The sequence below is a fragment of the Burkholderia sp. FL-7-2-10-S1-D7 genome (genome assembly GCF_001524185.1).
Lineage (GTDB): Bacteria > Pseudomonadota > Gammaproteobacteria > Burkholderiales > Burkholderiaceae > Burkholderia > Burkholderia diffusa.
In genome coordinates, this window is the sequence record NZ_LOWY01000100.1 from 492,594 (window position 1) to 509,841 (window position 17,248).

Below are 17,248 nucleotides of genomic sequence, written 5' to 3' on the forward strand. Positions count from 1 at the left end.
AGCGCGGCGCCCGCACATTCGGGGAGTGGATCGTGAAGCGAGTCTTGTTTTTCCTGTTGGCGGTGATGCTCGGCGTGCTGCCCGGCATTGCGAACGCATGGTGGCAGAACGACTGGTCGTACCGGAAGGCGATCACGATCGACGCGAGCGCGAAGGGCGCCAATCTCGCGGAATCGGCCGGCCGCGTGCCGCTGCTGATTCGTCTGCATTCGGGCAACTTCCAGTTCGACGGGTTGGCCGACAACGGCGCCGATATCCGCTTCGTCGCGGCCGACGACAAGACGCCGCTGAATTACCACATCGAACAATACGATCCGGTGCTAGGCGTCGCGCTGATCTGGGTGGACGTTCCGAAGATGCCGGCCGGCGCCGCGGAGTCGATCTGGATGTACTACGGCAACAAGAAGGCGCCGGATGGCGGCAAGCCGGCCGAGACGTTCGATCCTGACTACACGCTCGTCTATCACTTCAACGGCGCGGCTGGCGCGCCGCCGAAGGATGCGACCGCATACGGCAACAACGCGCAGAACGCGTCGTTCAAGACGGTCGAGGACGGCATCGTCGGCAAGGGCGCGCGGTTCGACGGCAGCGGGTCGCTGACGCTGCCGGCGAGCCCGTCGCTGAATGTGCCGGCCGGCGGCAGCTTCACCTTCAGCGCATGGGTGAAGCCGTCGGCGCTCGCGCCGAACACGCTGCTGTACAGCCGTCGCGACGGCGTGAACGCGCTGCTGATCGGCCTCGACAACGGCGTGCCGTTCGCGGAAGTCGACGGCGCGTCCAACAGCCCGGCACCAGTGCGCACGCCGGCCGCTGCGCCGGTTGCAGCGAACCAGTGGACGTATCTCGCGGTCACGGCCGACGGCAAGAACCTGACCGTCTACGTGAACGGCAAGCAGGCCGCGCAGGTCGCGGCGGCGCTGCCCGCGCTGAACGGCACGGCGACGATCGGCGCGGACGCCGCCGGCGCGCCGGCCGGCCTGGCCGCCTACGCGGGCGCGCTCGACGAACTGCGCTTGTCGAAAATCGCGCGCACGCCCGCCGCGCTCGCCGTCGACGCACTTGCGCAGGGCTCGGAATCGAAGCTCGTCGCCTACGGCGCAGACGAGAAGCAGTCGGGCTTCGGCTTCGGCTACTTCGGCGTGATCGTGCAGTCGGTGACCGTCGACGCGTGGGTCGTCATCACGATCCTGCTCGGCATGGCGCTCGTGTCGTGGATCGTGATGTGGACGAAGGCGCGCTACGTCGGCACCGTCGACAAGGCCAACCAGTATTTCGTGCAGCGCTTCCGCGAAGTGGCCGGGCGACACCTGGTCGGTCTCGCGCATGTCGACGAAGCGAGCGACGAAGGCCGCCGGCTGTACCAGTCGTCGCTATACCGGCTGTACAAGGCCGGCGTGCATGAAATCCACAGCCGCGTGGACGGCAACGGCCGCACGGTGATCACGTCGGAATCGATCGAGGCGATTCGCGCGTCGATGGACGCGACGCTCGTGCGCGAGAACCAGCGGCTGTCGAAATCGATGGTACTGCTGACGATCGCGATCTCGGGCGGCCCGTTCCTCGGGCTGCTGGGCACGGTGGTGGGCGTGATGATCACGTTTGCCGCGATCGCGGCGGCCGGCGACGTGAACGTGAACGCGATCGCGCCGGGTATCGCGGCCGCGCTGCTCGCCACCGTCACGGGCCTGTTCGTCGCGATCCCCGCGCTGTTTGGCTACAACTACCTGCTGATCCGCAACAAGAACGTGACCGCGAACATGCAGGTGTTCGTCGACGAATTCGTCACTCGCCTCGCCGAAGCACACCGCGCGCCCGATCACGCGGTGCTGGCCGACTGACGCACGCAGGAGACCACCATGCAGGTTCAGGACGACGACAAGCCGTACGACGACATCAACATCACGCCGATGCTCGACCTCGCGTACGTGCTGCTGATCATCTTCATCATCATGACGACCGCGTCGGTGCAGGGCATCAAGGTCGATTTGCCGAAGGCGAGCTCGTCCGCGAGTCTCGCGAAGCCGAAGACGAAGGCAATTACTGTCGCCGATTCGGGACAGGTGTTCCTCGACGCGTACCCGGTGACGATGGACGAACTCGAGAGCCGGTTGCGCACCGAGAAGGCAACCAGTCCGGATTTTCCGATCGTGCTGAAGGGCGACGCGGGCGTGCAGTACCAGAAGGTGATGGACGTGCTCGACCTGCTGCGCCGCCTCGATCTGTCGCAGGTCGGTCTCGTGACCGGCAAGGCGAAGCAGGGCGGCTGACGCGATGGAAATGACCTACAACGGCGGCCCGCCGGACAAGGGCCCCGGCCGCTACGTGAAGCCCGTCGCGATCGCGCTGGTGCTCGCGGGCGTCGCCGCGCTGATCTGGCATTTCGCGGGCGACACCGCAGGCGTGAAGCGCGTGAGCGCGCCGCAGGTGACGACGGTGATTCCGTTGCCGCCGCCCCCGCCGCCGCCGAAACAGAAGCCGCCGCCCGAGAAGGTGAAGGAAGAGGTCAAGACGCCGGTCGACCGGCCGACGATCGCGCCGAAGCCGTCCGAGGCGCCGAAGCCGTCGGACAACCAGCCGAAGCAGATGACGATGAATGCGCCCGCGCAGGCCGGCACCGACGGCTTCAGCATCGGCGCGGGCGACGGCTCGGGGATGGTCGGCAGCGGAGGGGGCGGCAAGTTCGGCAACGCGAGCTACGCGCAATACATGGTGTACGTGCTGCAGCGCGCGATCGAACAGGACAAGGGTGTGCAGGAGGCCGGCGGCGCGCGCTTCGCGGGGAGCCTGAACCTGTGGATGGACCCATCCGGGCGGATCACGAAGGTGACGGTCGCGCAGTCGACCGGCGACGCGAAGATCGATGCAGCCGTGGTCGCGGCGGTCGAAGCGCTCGGCAAGGTCGACGAGGTGCCGCCGCCCGCGACCGCGTATCCGGTGCTCGTCAGGCTCCAGGGGCGCAAGCCGGCATGACGATGCGTGCGCGACATGGCGAATGAATCATGGGGCGGCGCCGTTGCACGGTTGCTGCCGGAAAAGAAACGAAAATTGTTTGGAGTGCTTCGATGATTCGGAAGATGAACGGATGGGGCGGGTTGCCCCGCAGCGACGCGATGCCCGCGCGTCTGTCGCGCGTCGGCGCGGCGGTGCTGACGCTCGGGCTGACTTGCGCGTCTGCCGCGCACGGGCAATCGCTCGAGGCGCAGGCCGCGTCGGGGAAAGCCGCGCCGACCGAGAGCGTGGTGATCAACCTGATCAACCTGCTCGTGAAGCGCGGCGTGCTCACGCAGCAGAACGCGAACGAGCTGATCAGCGAGGCGCGCACCGAGGCCGTGCAGGCGAGATCGGCCCGCGCATCGGGCGCGCCGGTCGTGGCGGGCGGCGTGGTCAACCCGCCGACGCAGCCGGGCGACGTCGCGGTGCCGTACGTGCCGCAGCTCGTGCGCGACCAGATCCGCGACCAGGTGAAGCAGGAAGTGATCGCGCAGGCGAAGGCCGAGAACTGGGCGCAGCCGAACACGTTCCCCGACTGGGTGTCGCGCATCAAGCTCGACGGCGACCTGCGCGTGCGTGACGAGTATCACTTCTACGGCGGCGGCAACACGAACGGCGTGACGAATTTCGCGGCGATCAACCAGGCCGGCGGATTCGACGTCAACCCGAACACCAACAACACGCAGATCCCCACGCAGAACACGCGCGAGAACCGCAACAACCTGCTGCGCTACCGCGCGCGGCTCGGCGTGACGGCGACGCTGTCCGACGAGATGATCGCCGGCATCCAGCTCGCGAGCGGCAACGACAACGGGCCCGTGTCGACCACGGCCACCGCGGGCGGCGGCTTCGCGAAGAAGAACATCTGGCTGAACAAGGCGTTCTTCGCGTACCGGCCGACGCCGTGGCTGAACCTGACGGCCGGCCGCTTCGACAATCCGTTCTTCAAGTCGGACCTGGTGTTCTCCGACGACCTGATGATGGACGGGCTTGCCGCGAACCTGCGCCATGCGCTGCCGTGGAATCCGGACGTCACGCTGTTCGGCACGCTCGGCGTGTTCCCGATCCAGTACACGAGCGAGAACTTCCCGTCGAACAGCACCGACAAGGCCGGCAGCGACACGAAGTGGATGTTCGGCGCGCAGTTCGGCGCGGACTGGAAGATCGATGCGAAGAACCGGCTGCGCGGCGCGGTCGCGTACTACGACTTCCAGAACATGCGCGGCACGCTGTCGTCGCCGTGCGCGCTGTATCTCGGCGCGACGAACTGCAGCACCGACAACGAGGCGCCCGCGTTCATGCAGGGCGGCAATACGCTGATCGCGCTGCGCAACATCGTGCAGAACCCGAACCTCGCGCCGGGCATGACGCCGCAGCCGCAGCTGTTCGGCCTCGCCTACAACTACCGGCTGCTCGACCTGAAGGCGCAGTGGGATACCGTGGTGGCCGACCGCTTCAAGCTGCGCCTGGACGGCGAATACGTGCGCAACCTCGCGTACAACGACAACAAGGCGTTCGCGGCGGCGTCGCTGCCGGTCAACAACTACGAATCGACGTCGGTGAACGCGACGCGCGCCGACTACCGCAGCGGGCCGAACGGCTTCCTCGCGAAGGCGACGATCGGCGAGCCGGAGCCGCGCGAGAAGGGCCAGTGGAATTTCTCGGTCGCTTACAAGTATCTGCAGCCGGACGCCGTGCTCGACGCGTTCAACGATCCGGACTTCCATCTCGGCGGCACCAATGCGCGCGGCTACGTGATCGGCGCCGCGTACGCGGTCGCACGCGACACGTGGGTGTCGGCCCGCTACCTGAGCTCGAAGGAAGTGTACGGGCCGCCGGTGTCGATCGACGTGCTGCAGATCGAGCTCAATGCTCGCTTCTGACCGGAGCCGCGAATGAATACGACCTATCGCGCGATGCTCGCGGCCGGTGTTGCCGGGATGCTGCTGCTGGCGGCCGGCGGCGCGCACGCGCAGAGCATCGAGGAGAAGCTGCGCAGCCAGTTGCGCTCGACCGTGCAGGAGCTGCGCCAGTTGCAGGACAGCCAGGCGCAGTTGCAAAGCGACAAGGCGGCGGCCGAGAAGCAGCGCGACGACGCGCTCGCGCAACTGAAGGCGTTGCAGGGGCAGCTTGCTGCCGCGCGCGGCGATTCGGGCGCCGAGGCGGCGGCGAAGCGCGCGCTCGCGCAGGAGCGCGCGGGCCGCGAGCAGGACGCGAAGTCGCTGGCGAAATACAAGGCGTCCTACGAGGACCTGCTCGCCGTGTCGCGCGCCCGCGATGCGCAGTACACGCAACTGCAGAAGGACGCAGCCGCGCGTGACACGCAACTGAAAACCTGCCAGGCACACAATGCCGAGCTGTATCGCGTGGGACACGAGATTCTCGACGCGTACGAGCATGTCGGGATCGGCACGTTCTTCTCGTCGCGGCAGCCGTTCGCGCAGTCGGCGCGCGTGAAGTATGACGATCTCGCGCAACGCTACGGCGATGCGCTGTATGCGGGCAAGTACGACCCGGCCGCGCGTCCGGCCGCTGCGGCACCGGCGTCGGCCGCGGCCGCGGCGGCGAGCGCCCAGTGAGCGCACGGCTCGAAGCCGCACTCGAGCCGATCGATTCGATGAACACGGAGAAGACCGACATGAAAGACAAGCAAACGAACGCCGGCGACGAACGCGCGGCACACGATGCGCCGATCGAAGCGATCAGCGCCGAGCGCCTGGCCGACGTGTTGCGCCGCGCGGGCTACCGCGTGACGGCCGCCGAGCAGAACGGCACGGTGCAACTGATGAGCGCGAGCCAGGGCATCGGTTTCGCGGTGCGCTTCGGCAACCCGGCCATGGCGTTCGCGCCGCAGGGCGCCGATGCGCAGGCCGCGGGGCTGTCGTACATCGACTACACGTTGTCGTGCGTGCTGCAGGTGCAGGGCGAATTGCCGGCGGAACTCGTCGCCGAGTGGAACCGTACCAAGCGCTTCGCGCGTCTCGCGAGCCACGGGCAGTTTCTTGCGCTGGAGATGGACGTCGTCGTCGCGGGCGGCGTGTCCGAACGCTACCTGCGCTCGACGATCGAGCTGTGGGACCGGTTGATCCAGGAATTCCTGCTGCACCTGCGCAACCGGCCCGCGATGGCCGAGCAGGAAGCGGCGGCGGGCGGGGAGGCGGTGGTTCCGACCGAGGCTCCACCCACGGCTACGGTTGCACGCGAGGCCGCCGCACAGTCATGACCGCCGCGACCTGGAGCGCGGGCCGACGGATCGCCGCCGCGCTGCGCGCGCTGCTGCCCGATGGCCGGCCCCCGGATGGCCGGCCCCCGGATGGCCGGCCCCGGGATCGTCGCCCGCACGACGCGAGTCCGACGTCCGCCGCTGACGCCCCCGCCGCATGGGTGATGTATGCGGAAGGCGTCGCACACGCGCTGCGGACCGTGCTCGACGGCGACGACGCGGCCGTGTGCCGGCTGCGCGCCGATGTCGGGCGCTGGGCCGACCGGCTAGCCGATACCGGCGACGACGTGCCCGTGCTGCCGGTGCGCGCATGGCTCGACCGGGGCGGGCGCGTGACGCGGGTCGACAGCGCGCCGGCCACCGATCCTGCGGTCGACGCCGCGCTGCACGACGCGCTGGTGGGCCGCGCGATCGGCACGGCACCGCCGCGCGGGATGACCCAGCCGATCGTGATGCGCGTGACGCTGACCGGCATGCGCTAGCGCGGGACGGCGAGGAACGGAACGACGCGGACACCGCGCGACGGACGGTGTACGCGATTCAAAGAAACAATCGAGAGGGCTGTCGAATCATGATGACGAAGGTGAAGACGCTGGCGATGCTGGCGGGCAGTCTCGCGCTGAGCGCGCCGCTCGTCGCGCACGCACAGGACGACGTGATCGCGAACGCCGCGCAGGCGTCGGTCACGCAGGCCGACATCGCGGGGCTGTTGAAGGCGGTGAGCCCGGAAGGGCGCGAACGCCTCGCGGCCGACCCGGCGGCGCTGGACCAGGTCGTGCGTTCGACGCTGGCGCAGAAGGCCGTGCTGGCCGAGGCGAAATCGAAGGGCTGGGACAAGCAGGCGCAGGTGCAGGCGGCCGTCGAGCAGGCGCAGCGCGACATCGTCGTGCGCAGCTATCTGACGTCGGTGAGTACGCCGTCGGCCGACTATCCGTCGGACGCGGAGATCCAGACCGCGTATGACAGGAACCGCGCGGCGTTCACCGCGCCGCGCGCGCTGCACGTCGCGCAGATCTATATCGCGGTGCCGCCGAACGCGGATGCCGCGACGCTCGACAAGGCGCGCAAGCAGGCGGCCGACCTCGCGAACCGCGCGCGCAGCGGCGATTTCGCGGCACTCGCGAAGGCGAATTCGCAGGACAAGGCGAGCGCCGCGAACGGCGGCGATCTCGGCTTCGTGCCCGACCAGTCGATGCTGCCGGCCGTCCGGCAGGCGGCCGACGCGCTGAAGCCGGGCCAGGTCTCCGCGCCGATCCAGACGCCTGCCGGCTTTCACGTCGTGAAGCTGATCGACGTGCGCGCGGCCGCGCCGCGCCCGCTGGCCGACGTGAAGGAGCAATTGCGCGCGATGCTGCGCGCGCAGCGCACGCAGCAGAATGCGCAGGCGTATCTCGCGAAGCTGGCCGCGAACGCGCCGATCAACGAAGACGCGCTGAAGAAAGCGCTCGCGTCGGCCCGGTAGGCGCACTCATGGCGCTTGTCCGTTCGACGCCGCGCGTCGCGGCCCCCGACGCGCGCACGCCGGCGCGGCGTCGCCAGCCCGCCGCATCCGACCGTCCGCGCATGCCGAAGGCGAACCCGTGGCCGGGCCGGCCCGGCGAATGGCCGACGCATTGCCCGCTTTGCTTCGGCGCGCTGGAGCCGTTGCCCGGTGCGGGAGGCTTTGCGCGGCACCGCAGCGCACGGTGTTCCGCGCAGTGCGTGCTCACGACGCGCCAGTATCAGCCGGACGAACTGACGATACGCGGCTCGCGCGACGCGCAGGTCGCGGCGCGTCATCGCGAGCGCTTCATCGCGCAGTGGTCGCGTCATTACGCGCTGATGCGGCGCGCGTGGCCCGCGCTCACGATCGGGCGCTTCATCGCGGTGATCGCATGCGTGGACGTCGCGGATCTCTGGTCGTACCGGATGCTGCGCGACGACGATCTCGCGGCCGTGTTGCTCGTGCTGGCCGGCTTCTTGCGCGTGCCGGATGTGCCGGGCGTCGACACGTCGGGCGTCGATACGTCGGCCGGCGACGCACGCGCGCCCGCGGTGCGCTGGGTGCGGTTCTGGTTCGACGCGAGCGTGCGCGACGTCGGCGATCTGTGGGCGGCTGGCAGCGACGCGCCTCCGCTGTTTCGCGTCGACTATCGCGAACCGGTCGTCACGCCGTATCCGACCGGTGCGCAGGTACACGCATGGCAGCCGGTGGACGGCATGCGCGATGCGTGGACGCGGCCCGCCGATGCGAATGAACCGGCCGTCGACGCATCCGATCGCGCGGCGTTCGAGCGCTTTCTGGCGCGGGCGCCGGCGTCGCGTGCGAGCGTGTGAGTGCGGCAGCGCGAACGCGACGGAGCCATCACTGAAGGAGCCGCGGATGAAGATGCGACGAAACGGACTTGCTGCGATCGTCTGCCTGCTGCTGGCGTCCGGCGCTGCCGCGCAGGGCGGCCGCGCGGCGGCGAGTGCGGCCATGCCTGCGCCGGCCAGCCCGGGTTCGGCTGCGAAGCCGGTATGCGTCGATGCGGAAGTCGACGGCAAGCGCGCGCTGTCGTATGACTGTCTGAGCCAGCAACTGACGCCGAAGGCAGAACCGCAGGCGGGCGCATCGCAGGCGGATTCGGAGCGGCTGTCGAAGCAGCCGTCGAATCGTCTCGGCACGTTCAACCTGTCGACCGAGCGGAACCGCTTCGGCTCGAACTGGGGCCGGTCGGTGACGCCGCAGCGGCCCGATGCGCCGGTGGCGGTGCCGCCGAAGTGAGGCGGGCGGCAGGGGGCGCGGCGCGGGCATCGACGGGCCGGCGGCGGTCCGGCGCAAATCGACGAGGATCAGCGACATGACAGCGGACAAGCACACGGGCCGGACTTTGGCGTTGCAGGCGATCGCGGGCGTGCTCGCGTTCGCCTGCGCATGCTCGACGGCACCGGCCGCCGAGCGGCCCGCGCAGGTGGGTGCTGCCCCGCCGACCGTCGTGCTGCCGAACTTCGCCGCGCTGGTCCGGCGCGTCGGCCCGGCCGTCGTCAACATCAGCGTCACGCGTGAAGTCACGCAGATGGGCATCCAGTTGCCGCCGGGCATCGCGCCCGATCATCCGCTCGCGCCGTTTCTCGCGCGGCGCGTGATCGGCAACCGCGAGGAAGTGAGCCTCGGCTCCGGCTTCATGGTCAGTGCGGACGGCGTGATCCTGACCAACCGGCACGTGGTCGGCGACGCGACCAACATCGACGTGAAGCTCACCGACAAGCGCCAGTTCAAGGGGCGCGTGATCGGCAGCGATCCCGTGTCCGACGTCGCGGTGATCCGCATCGACGCGCGCAACCTGCCGGTCGTCGAGACCGGCGACCCCGCGCGCACGGAGGTCGGCGACTGGGTGATGGCGATCGGTTCGCCGTACGGGTTCGCGAACACGGTCACGCAGGGCATCGTCAGCGCGAAATCGCGCTCGTTGCCCGGCGAGCGCGCGATCCCGTTCATCCAGACCGACGTGCCGATCAACCCCGGCAATTCGGGCGGCCCGCTGTTCGACCTCGGCGGCCGCGTGATCGCGATCAACTCGATGATCTTCTCGAAGACGGGCGGTTATCAGGGGCTCGCGTTCGCGATTCCGATCGACATCGCACTCGACGTGAAGGACCAGTTGCTGCGGACCGGCAAGGTCACGCGCGGCCGGCTCGGCGTGGCCGTGCAGGAAGTGAGCCAGGCGCTCGCGCGTTCGTTCGGCCTCGCGAGCCCGGACGGCGCGCTGATCACGATGGTCGAGCCGGATGGTCCGGCCGCGCACGCGGGCCTGCAGGCGGGCGACGTGGTGCTCGCGGTCGACGGCAAGCCGGTCGCCGAATCGGCGGACCTGCTCGGCACGGTCGCGGGCATGCGGGCCGGGCGGCAGGCCGACCTGCTCGTGTGGCGCGCCGGCCGGGCGATGCATGTGATCGCGACGGTCGGCGCATTCGACAGCGGTACGGCGTCGGCCGGCGGCGAGCAAGGGCCCGCGCGGTTCGGGCTGGCGCTGCGCGCGGCGACGGAGCAGGAACGCCGGCAGCTCGGCGTCGGCCAGGCGCTCGTCGTCGAGCAGGCGAGCGGCCAGGCCGCCCGCGCGGGTTTGCAGCCGGGCGACATCGTGCTGTCGGTGAACGGCACGCCGGTCGCGAGCATCGGCGCGCTGATGACCGAGATCGACGCCGCGCACGGCAACGTCGCGCTGCTGGTCCAGCGCGGCGGCACGCGGCTGTATGTGCCGATCGAGCTCGGGTGAGCGGGCGAAACCGGGCGGCACGAGGGCAACGCGAATGGCAGCACGAATGGCCGCGCACGAAACCGCGCGCGGGGCGATTGGTCGAGACGGGAGGCGGGATGAAGCGAATGCAGGAGTGGGGCGCATCCGGATGGCTGCGGGCGATCGTCGTCGCATCGGCGTTGGCCGTGGGTGCCGCGCCGGCCGTCGCGCAGACTGCCGACGTGCCGCAGGCGTGGATCCGCTACGGGCAGCTCGCCGGGCAGCAGTTCCAGACGCGGCTCGAAGCGGACGGCGACGCGGCCGACCGGCTGCACCGCTATCTCGAAGCGCGCGTGCTGAACGCGAGTGCCGATGCGCCACCGCCCGCGATCGTCGTGCGCGCGTGGATCGGCGCGAACGGCGCCGTCACGCGCGTCGAATTCGCGTCGCTGGGCGATTCCGATGCGGACGCGACGCTGCGGCAACTGCTCACGGCCGGCGGCCCGCTGGCCGAGCCGCCGCCGCCCGACATGCTGCAGCCGTTGCGCGTGCGCCTGCGGCTCGCGCCGAATCCTGACGCGGCGGCCGCCGCACCGGCGTCGGCGGCGCGCACGCCGTGACGCGTGGGCCGGCCGATGCTGGCGGATATCGTCATACGATATGCGGTTATTGCGTTGGCGGGGCGACGATGCCCTTTTTCCTCAAAAGGACCCACCCCTGCAACTGACCCAGTCAGGCGGCAACGTGTTTCATGCCGCGATCGCGGCAGGCGGCAGCCGGATCCGGGCCGTGAACGGCGGCCGTCCGGGCAGCGGATGGAGGTATGCGGTCGATCTTGCACGCGTCCTCGGGCAGGATGCGGCCGGCGGTTTTACGTACAACCGCGCGAACATCCGGATCCACCTGTCGCGCCTCTAGGCGACGCGGCGCTGAATTCCGCGCGGATCGCCGTCTTTCAGCCGCCCGGCGCGGGCAACGGCGAGCGGCCGTGTTCTCGCCGTTCGGCGATTTCCGCATGGCGTCGCGCTGTCCATCGCTGCTATCCTCTCGACCGTGAATGACTCTGCATGGGGTCGCGGATGCGCATGCCGCATCGCGGCGCAGCGCGCGGGTGCGAGCCTGTGCGCGCGCTGGAGTAGCATGACTGAATATCCACGACGATCCATGACCTGTTTCGTGACTGATTTCCTTCCGTCCATGTCCACATGGCCAAGACAACGATGAGCGACGCCCCCGATCCTGCCGCTGCCGGCGACGATGAATCGTCCGGCGGCGCGTCGTCGTATCTGGTTCCGGGCCTCGAACGCGGGCTGCGGATCCTCGCCGAATTCTCGGCGCGCGAACCCGTGCTCGGCGCGCCCGAGCTGTCGAAGCGCATCGGCATCCCGCGCACGACCACGTTCCGTCTGCTGCAGACGCTCGAGGCGCTCGGTTTTCTCGAACGCGTGAACGGCGACCGCCATTTCCGGCTCGGCGTCGGCGTGCTGCGGCTCGGCTTCGAATACCTGAATTCGCTGGAACTGACCGATCTCGGCACCCCCGTGCTCGAACGGCTGCGCGACGCGACGGGCCTGTCGACGCACCTGCTGATCCGCGACCAGCGCGATGTCGTGTTCGTCGCGAAGGCGCAGAGCAACACGTCGATGTTCGGTTCGGTGAAGGTACACGTCGGCACGCGGCTGCCCGCACATGCGACCGTGCACGGGCACGTGCTGATGGGCGACCTCACGCGCGACGCGTTGCGTCAGCTGTATCCGGAAAAGCGGCTCGAACAATTTACCGAACGCACGCCGGGTACCGTCGACGAACTTTACGAGCGCGTGCGTCACTACGCGCGGCTCGGCTACGCGGTCAGCGAGGCCGCGTTCGAGAGCGGCATCTCGGCCGTGACCGCGCCCGTGCGCGACCATTCGGGCGCGATCGTCGCGGCGATCACCGCGACGGTGCCGCGCTCGGAGATCGGCGAGGCCGGCGAGAAGGAGCGGCTCGTCGAAGCGGTTTGCGGTGCGGCGGTCGACCTGTCGCAGCGCCTGAACTACCGGCCGCTCGAAAGCGACCCGACGTTCGCGCACGCGCGCCACCGGGTCGCGATGTTCTGATCCGTCGCACGCGCCGCGTCGCGCGGCTTTATCCATCCATCGCCAATGAAAAAGAGCAGCCCGCGGGCTGCTCTTTTCGTTTCCGGCCTCGGGCGCGGGCGCCCGTCACCGCTCAGAACGAATGGTGGATGCCGGTCAGCACGATCACCTGGTTCGCGGTGCTCGATACGCCGGCCGTGAAGAATGCGGCCTTCGCGCCGCCCGAACCGTGTTCGTACAGCACGTTCGCGTACAGCTGCGTGCGCTTGGACAGCGCATAGATGTCGCCGAGCTCGACCTGCGTCCAGCGGCGGCCGGCCAGCGTCGTGGTCGCCGCGCCGCCCGCGATCGTGTTGAACGCGCTGCTGCGGTAGTTCACGCCCGCGTCGTAGCTCTGGAACGTATCCGAAAAGCCGTTCGACTGCATCTTCGTGCGCGTGTACAGGCCGTGCACGAGGAAGTCGCCGAACTGGTAGGACGCGCCCGCGCCGATGTTCTCGACCTTGCTCGCGATGTAGCCGTTCGCGGTGTTCTGCCCCTGGAACGACGTGATGCCGGTCGTGCCGATCAGGATCGAGCGGTCATGCTCGTTCGAGTACACGGCGGATGCCTTGAACGGCCCGTTCGCATAGTTCAGCGCGACGCCGACCGACTTGCCGGTCGAGAAGTTCGTCGTGTTGCCGAGCGCCATCGTCGCCGCGGCCGAGAAGCCGGCGAAGCTCGGCGAACGGTACTTGACCGCGTTGTTGTACGGCACGTTGCCGGTCGCGGCGAGCCCGTCGATGTTGCCGGGGTGGAATGCGTACCAGCTCAGCGCCAGGTAGGCCGTGCTGAGCGGATCGAGATAGTCGAACGACAGCGGCGTCTGGCGGCCGAGCGTCAGCGTGCCGTAGCGTTCCGAGCTGAGGCCGACGAATGCCGCGCGGTTCCAGATCGTGTTCGCGGTCGCGAACTGGCCGTTGTTCGTATAGAAGCCGTTTTCGAGCTGGAAGATCGCCGACAGGCCGTCGCCGAGGTCTTCCTTGCCCTTCAGGCCCCACCGATCGGGCTGTGTATTGCCCTGGATCATCGCCCACTTCGCATGGCCGCCGACGTTATTCACGTACGCGACGCCCGCATCCGTGCTGCCGTACAGCACCACGCTGCTCTGCGCCCACGCGCCCGACGCGGCGCCCAATCCGATCACTGCTGCTGCTACCGCATGCTTGACCATTTGATCTCCTGAATCTCCAACCTGATGAAAACCTGCCGTGGCGGCGCGCGCGGGAACGGCCGGCCGTCGCGCGTTTTCGCCATCGAGTGGGCATTTTTATGTTCCATATAAGGAACAGCGTGCCTCTGATGGAATGGAGTATAGAGGCGTCCAGCACCGGATCAAAAATAATTTTTTCGGGACGGATGGGTTTCGGGCCGATGCCCAGTGTCGGTGCGCGAAGCCCGCGTAAACCCGGTAAATCCCCGCCATATAACAAAAAAATTCGTTTGACGAGGTCGGCGCGCGTGATCGCCGACCCGTCGGTCAGTGTTTTCCCTAGGACGTGCAGCTTTTTGTTTTACTCGCGGAAAGTCGCTCCTATAATCACCATCCATAAACTGCTGTTCCGGATATGGAACAAATCCGGAGCGAACCGAGAGTCGATCAGAAGGAAAGGTGTGAGATGTCTGAACAATGGGTTTGTGCCGGGCACGCCGGCGCGCTGTCGGAAGACACGCCGATCGAGTTCAAGCGGACCGACGGCGTCGAAATCGGGATCTACCGCGTCGGCGACGAGGTGTATGCGCTCGAGAACGTGTGCCCGCATGCATACGCGCTACTGACGCAGGGGTTCGTCGACGAAGGCACCGTCGAATGCCCGCTGCACGAGGCCGTGTTCGACATCAAGACGGGCGAATGCCTGAAGGGGCCGGGCGGACGCACACTGAAGCAGTACGCGGTGCGGCTGGCCGGCGAGGAAATCCAGATCAAGGTGGAATGACATGAAAGAAGCGACCGTCAACTTCAATCCCTTCCTGAAGCCGTGGGTGGCGCCGCAGCCGAACAACGTCGCCGGTAAGGGGCAGATCGAGATCCCGGGCCAGGTCGAGAACCAGGTGTGGCAGAACCGCAAGGCCGAGCCTACCCAATATGAAAACGACCTCGGCGATGCGCTCGAACGCGTGTTCGAGAGCGGGGCGACCGAGCTGGACGATGTCGTCGCGGGCCTGAACCGCATCGGCTTTCGCGCGCCGGACGGCACGGCGTGGACGCCTGAGCGCTTTCGCGCCGAAATGGCCTCGCTGGCGGAATGAGCGCGCGCGCCGCGTGACCGCCGACCCGACGACAACCGCATCCGGAGCACACTGATGACGTCCCCCGCACAACACGAAACACAACACGACCCGGTCCGCGCGTATCTCGACCGCGGCATCAAGAACTACTGGTATCCCGTCGCCCCGAGCTGGCAGGTGTCGAACGCGCCCGTCGGCCTCACGCGCCTGTCCGAGCAGATCGTGCTGTGGCGCGATCACGAAGGCAAGGTTCACGCGCTGGAAGATCGCTGCCCGCACCGCGGCGCGCGCCTGTCGCTCGGCTGGAACCTCGGCGGCAACATTGCCTGCTGGTATCACGGCATCGAAGTCGACGGCGGCGGCACCGTCAATCGCGTGCCGGCGGTCGCGAACTGCCCGCTCGAAGGCATGAAGTGCGTGAAGTCGTATCCGGTCGAAGAGAAGGCCGGTGCGATCTTCCTGTGGTTCGGCGACGAAGCGCACGGCGAGCCGGCGCCGCTGAACCTGCCCGAGGAACTGGTCGACGACGCGTACGGCCACTTCCTGTGCGTGTCGAACTGGAAGTGCAATTACCAGTACGCGATCGACAACGTGATGGACCCGATGCACGGCGCGTACCTGCATGCCACCTCGCACTCGATGGCCGAAGGCGACAAGCAGGCCGACATGCGCGTGCGCAAGACGGAAACGGGCCTGATGTTCGAAAAGATCGGCCAGCGCGACGTGAACTTCGACTGGGTCGAGCTCGGCGAAACGGGCTGCCTGTGGATGCGCCTCGCGATTCCGTACAAGCAGAAGTTCGGCCCGGGCGGCAACTTCGGGATCATTGGCTTCGCGACGCCGGTCGACGGCGACAACTGCCAGGTCTATTTCTGGCGCGCCCGCAAGGTCAGCGGCTGGCAGCGCGACGTATGGCGCTTCATGTACCGCAACCGCCTCGAGGGCCTGCACTGGGACGTGCTCGAGCAGGACCGCTACGTCCTCGAAAGCCTCGCGCCGAATGCGCGCGATCACGAATACCTGTACCAGCACGACGTCGGCGTGACGCGCGTGCGCCGGATGCTGCGCACGCGTGCGCAGGAGCATCTTGCCGCGCTCGACGCGCATCGCGCGGCGCAGGCGCAGGCCGCATCGGAGCCGGCAAATGGCTGAGCGCGCTCCGGTCGTGTCGCTCGCGGGTCGCCGCGTGCTCGTCACGGGCGGCGCGCGCGGGCTCGGCGCGGCGTTCGTGACGGCGCTCGTCGACGCGGGCGCGCAGGTCGCGTTCGGCGACGTGCTGGCCGACGAAGGCCGTGCGCTTGCCGCGCAACTCTGCGAAGCGGGCCACGTCGCGCATTTCTTCGCACTCGATATGGCCGATCCGGCGAGCGTCACCGCGTTCGTCGCGCAGGGCGCGGCGGCGCTCGGCGGCATCGACGCGCTGATCAACAACGCGGCGATCACGAACTCGGGCGGCAAGCTGTCGACGGAACTCGACGTGTCGACGTGGGACGCCGTGATGAACGTGAACGTGCGCGGCGTGTGGCTGGTCAGCAACGCGGCGCTGCCGTACCTCGCGCAGTCGGGCCGCGGCGCGATCGTGAACCTCGCATCGGACACCGCGCTGTGGGGCGCGCCGAAGCTGCTCGCGTACGTCGCGAGCAAGGGCGCCGTGATTGCGATGACGCATGCGCAGGCGCGCGAGTTCGGCGCGCACGGCGTGACGGTCAACGCGATCGCGCCGGGGCTGACCGAAGTCGAGGCGACGGCCTACGTGCCGGCCGAGCGCCACGCGTTCTACATGCAGGGCCGCGCGCTGACGCGCGCACAGGTGCCCGACGACGTGACGGGCCCCGTGCTGTTCCTGCTGTCGGACGGCGCGCGCTTCGTGACGGGTCAACTGCTGCCGGTCAACGGCGGCTTCGTAATGAATTGAATTGAAGTTTCACTCTGAATGAAGGAGAGGACGATGGCGGATGCAGATCTCGAACGCAAGTCGTGGGACCAGCCGGAAGGCGCAAGCTTCGGCGACTGGATGGAAGGACGTGTCGCGCGCTACGCGACGCGGCGCTACGACTGGGATGCGCTGAAGTTCCAGGCCGACTACGACCCGAAGTATCGCCGTGCGCAGATGCGCTACGTCGGCACGGGCGGCACGGGCGTCGCGAAGGACGTCAACACGGTGCCGGCCGGCAACTTCACGTTTTCGACGATGGTCATCCCGGCCGGCAACATCGGCCCGAGCCACATCCACATCGACGTCGAGGAGATCTTCTTCGTGCTGCGCGGCAAGATGAAGGTGATCTGCGAGCGCGACGGCGAGACGTGGGAAGCGATCCTCGGCGAGCGCGACCTGATCTCGGTGCCGCCGGGCGTGTATCGCACGGAAATCAACATCGGCGAGGAAGACGCGCTGATGTGCGTGATGCTCGGTTCGCCGAAGCCCATCACGCCGACGTATCCGCCGGATTCGCCGCTCGCGAAGATCAAGCGCTGAGACGGGGCGGATC

The 17,248-nt window shown here is 68.3% G+C and carries 20 protein-coding genes; 19 read left to right on the forward strand and 1 reads right to left on the reverse strand.

Features of this window, described 5'->3' with window-relative positions:
• Positions 1–32: 32 nt before the first annotated feature.
• The 14 genes from WS75_RS30305 to WS75_RS30370 all read left to right on the forward strand — a co-directional run bounded on the left by WS75_RS30305 (position 33) and on the right by WS75_RS30370 (position 12,512).
• A complete protein-coding gene (locus WS75_RS30305) occupies positions 33–1,838 on the forward strand; it encodes a DUF2341 domain-containing protein (protein WP_059686229.1) in 1,806 nt (601 codons plus the stop codon).
• A gap of 18 nt (positions 1,839–1,856) precedes the next feature.
• Entirely contained in the window at positions 1,857–2,267 is a 411-nt protein-coding gene (locus WS75_RS30310; RefSeq protein WP_021161942.1) for an ExbD/TolR family protein, read from the forward strand.
• Positions 2,268–2,271: 4 nt separating this feature from the next.
• Entirely contained in the window at positions 2,272–2,970 is a 699-nt protein-coding gene (locus tag WS75_RS30315) for a TonB family protein (protein WP_059686232.1), read from the forward strand.
• Between the two features lie 92 nt (positions 2,971–3,062).
• Complete coding sequence (locus WS75_RS30320) at positions 3,063–4,874, forward strand: putative porin (protein ID WP_082729796.1); 1,812 nt, start codon at positions 3,063–3,065, stop codon at positions 4,872–4,874.
• Between the two features lie 12 nt (positions 4,875–4,886).
• Positions 4,887–5,570, forward strand: a complete 684-nt coding sequence (locus tag WS75_RS30325) for a hypothetical protein (protein WP_059686235.1) — start codon at positions 4,887–4,889, stop codon at positions 5,568–5,570.
• Between the two features lie 59 nt (positions 5,571–5,629).
• Positions 5,630–6,214 carry a YbjN domain-containing protein gene (locus WS75_RS30330; protein WP_059686426.1) on the forward strand — a complete coding sequence of 195 codons (585 nt, stop codon included), beginning with the start codon at positions 5,630–5,632 and terminating at the stop codon, positions 6,212–6,214.
• On the forward strand, positions 6,211–6,696 hold the full coding sequence (locus tag WS75_RS30335) for a hypothetical protein (RefSeq protein WP_059686237.1): 486 nt from the start codon (positions 6,211–6,213) through the stop codon (positions 6,694–6,696). The genes WS75_RS30330 and WS75_RS30335 overlap by 4 nt, the downstream gene beginning before the upstream one ends.
• Positions 6,697–6,785: 89 nt before the next feature.
• Positions 6,786–7,676, forward strand: coding sequence for a peptidylprolyl isomerase (locus WS75_RS30340; RefSeq protein WP_059686239.1), 891 nt, complete (start codon positions 6,786–6,788; stop codon positions 7,674–7,676).
• A gap of 8 nt (positions 7,677–7,684) precedes the next feature.
• Positions 7,685–8,530, forward strand: a complete 846-nt coding sequence (locus WS75_RS30345) for a hypothetical protein (protein ID WP_059686241.1) — start codon at positions 7,685–7,687, stop codon at positions 8,528–8,530.
• A 46-nt stretch (positions 8,531–8,576) separates the two neighbouring features.
• A complete protein-coding gene (locus tag WS75_RS30350) occupies positions 8,577–8,960 on the forward strand; it encodes a hypothetical protein (protein ID WP_059686243.1) in 384 nt (127 codons plus the stop codon).
• A gap of 76 nt (positions 8,961–9,036) precedes the next feature.
• Positions 9,037–10,452, forward strand: coding sequence for a Do family serine endopeptidase (locus tag WS75_RS30355; RefSeq protein WP_059686245.1), 1,416 nt, complete (start codon positions 9,037–9,039; stop codon positions 10,450–10,452).
• A 98-nt stretch (positions 10,453–10,550) separates the two neighbouring features.
• Positions 10,551–11,033, forward strand: coding sequence for a hypothetical protein (locus tag WS75_RS30360; protein ID WP_059686247.1), 483 nt, complete (start codon positions 10,551–10,553; stop codon positions 11,031–11,033).
• Positions 11,034–11,157: 124 nt separating this feature from the next.
• Positions 11,158–11,331 carry a hypothetical protein gene (locus tag WS75_RS30365; protein WP_257129487.1) on the forward strand — a complete coding sequence of 58 codons (174 nt, stop codon included), beginning with the start codon at positions 11,158–11,160 and terminating at the stop codon, positions 11,329–11,331.
• 287 nt (positions 11,332–11,618) lie between these two features.
• Positions 11,619–12,512 (forward strand): IclR family transcriptional regulator, encoded by an 894-nt coding sequence (locus WS75_RS30370; protein ID WP_059686249.1) that lies wholly within the window; start codon positions 11,619–11,621, stop codon positions 12,510–12,512.
• Between the two features lie 112 nt (positions 12,513–12,624).
• Here WS75_RS30370 and WS75_RS30375 read toward each other — a convergent pair whose 3' ends face one another.
• A complete protein-coding gene (locus WS75_RS30375; protein WP_059686251.1) occupies positions 12,625–13,704 on the reverse strand; it encodes a porin in 1,080 nt (359 codons plus the stop codon).
• Between the two features lie 445 nt (positions 13,705–14,149).
• Here WS75_RS30375 and WS75_RS30380 point away from each other — a divergent pair, with 445 nt between their 5' ends.
• The 5 genes from WS75_RS30380 to WS75_RS30400 are packed head-to-tail and all read left to right on the forward strand — an operon-like array spanning position 14,150 to position 17,235.
• Positions 14,150–14,467: a non-heme iron oxygenase ferredoxin subunit gene (locus tag WS75_RS30380; RefSeq protein ID WP_059686253.1), complete on the forward strand. Its 318-nt coding sequence runs from the start codon at positions 14,150–14,152 to the stop codon at positions 14,465–14,467.
• 1 nt (position 14,468) lies between these two features.
• A complete protein-coding gene (locus tag WS75_RS30385; RefSeq protein WP_059608472.1) occupies positions 14,469–14,780 on the forward strand; it encodes a recombinase-like helix-turn-helix domain-containing protein in 312 nt (103 codons plus the stop codon).
• Between the two features lie 54 nt (positions 14,781–14,834).
• Positions 14,835–15,911: an aromatic ring-hydroxylating dioxygenase subunit alpha gene (locus WS75_RS30390; protein ID WP_059686257.1), complete on the forward strand. Its 1,077-nt coding sequence runs from the start codon at positions 14,835–14,837 to the stop codon at positions 15,909–15,911.
• A complete protein-coding gene (locus tag WS75_RS30395; RefSeq protein WP_059686259.1) occupies positions 15,904–16,674 on the forward strand; it encodes an SDR family oxidoreductase in 771 nt (256 codons plus the stop codon). Before WS75_RS30390 ends, WS75_RS30395 begins: the two co-directional genes overlap by 8 nt.
• A 33-nt stretch (positions 16,675–16,707) precedes the next feature.
• The gene (locus tag WS75_RS30400; protein ID WP_009692519.1) at positions 16,708–17,235 is read left to right on the forward strand and encodes a cupin domain-containing protein; all 528 of its coding nucleotides are present in this window, start codon (positions 16,708–16,710) and stop codon (positions 17,233–17,235) included.
• The last annotated feature ends 13 nt before the right edge of the window (positions 17,236–17,248 follow it).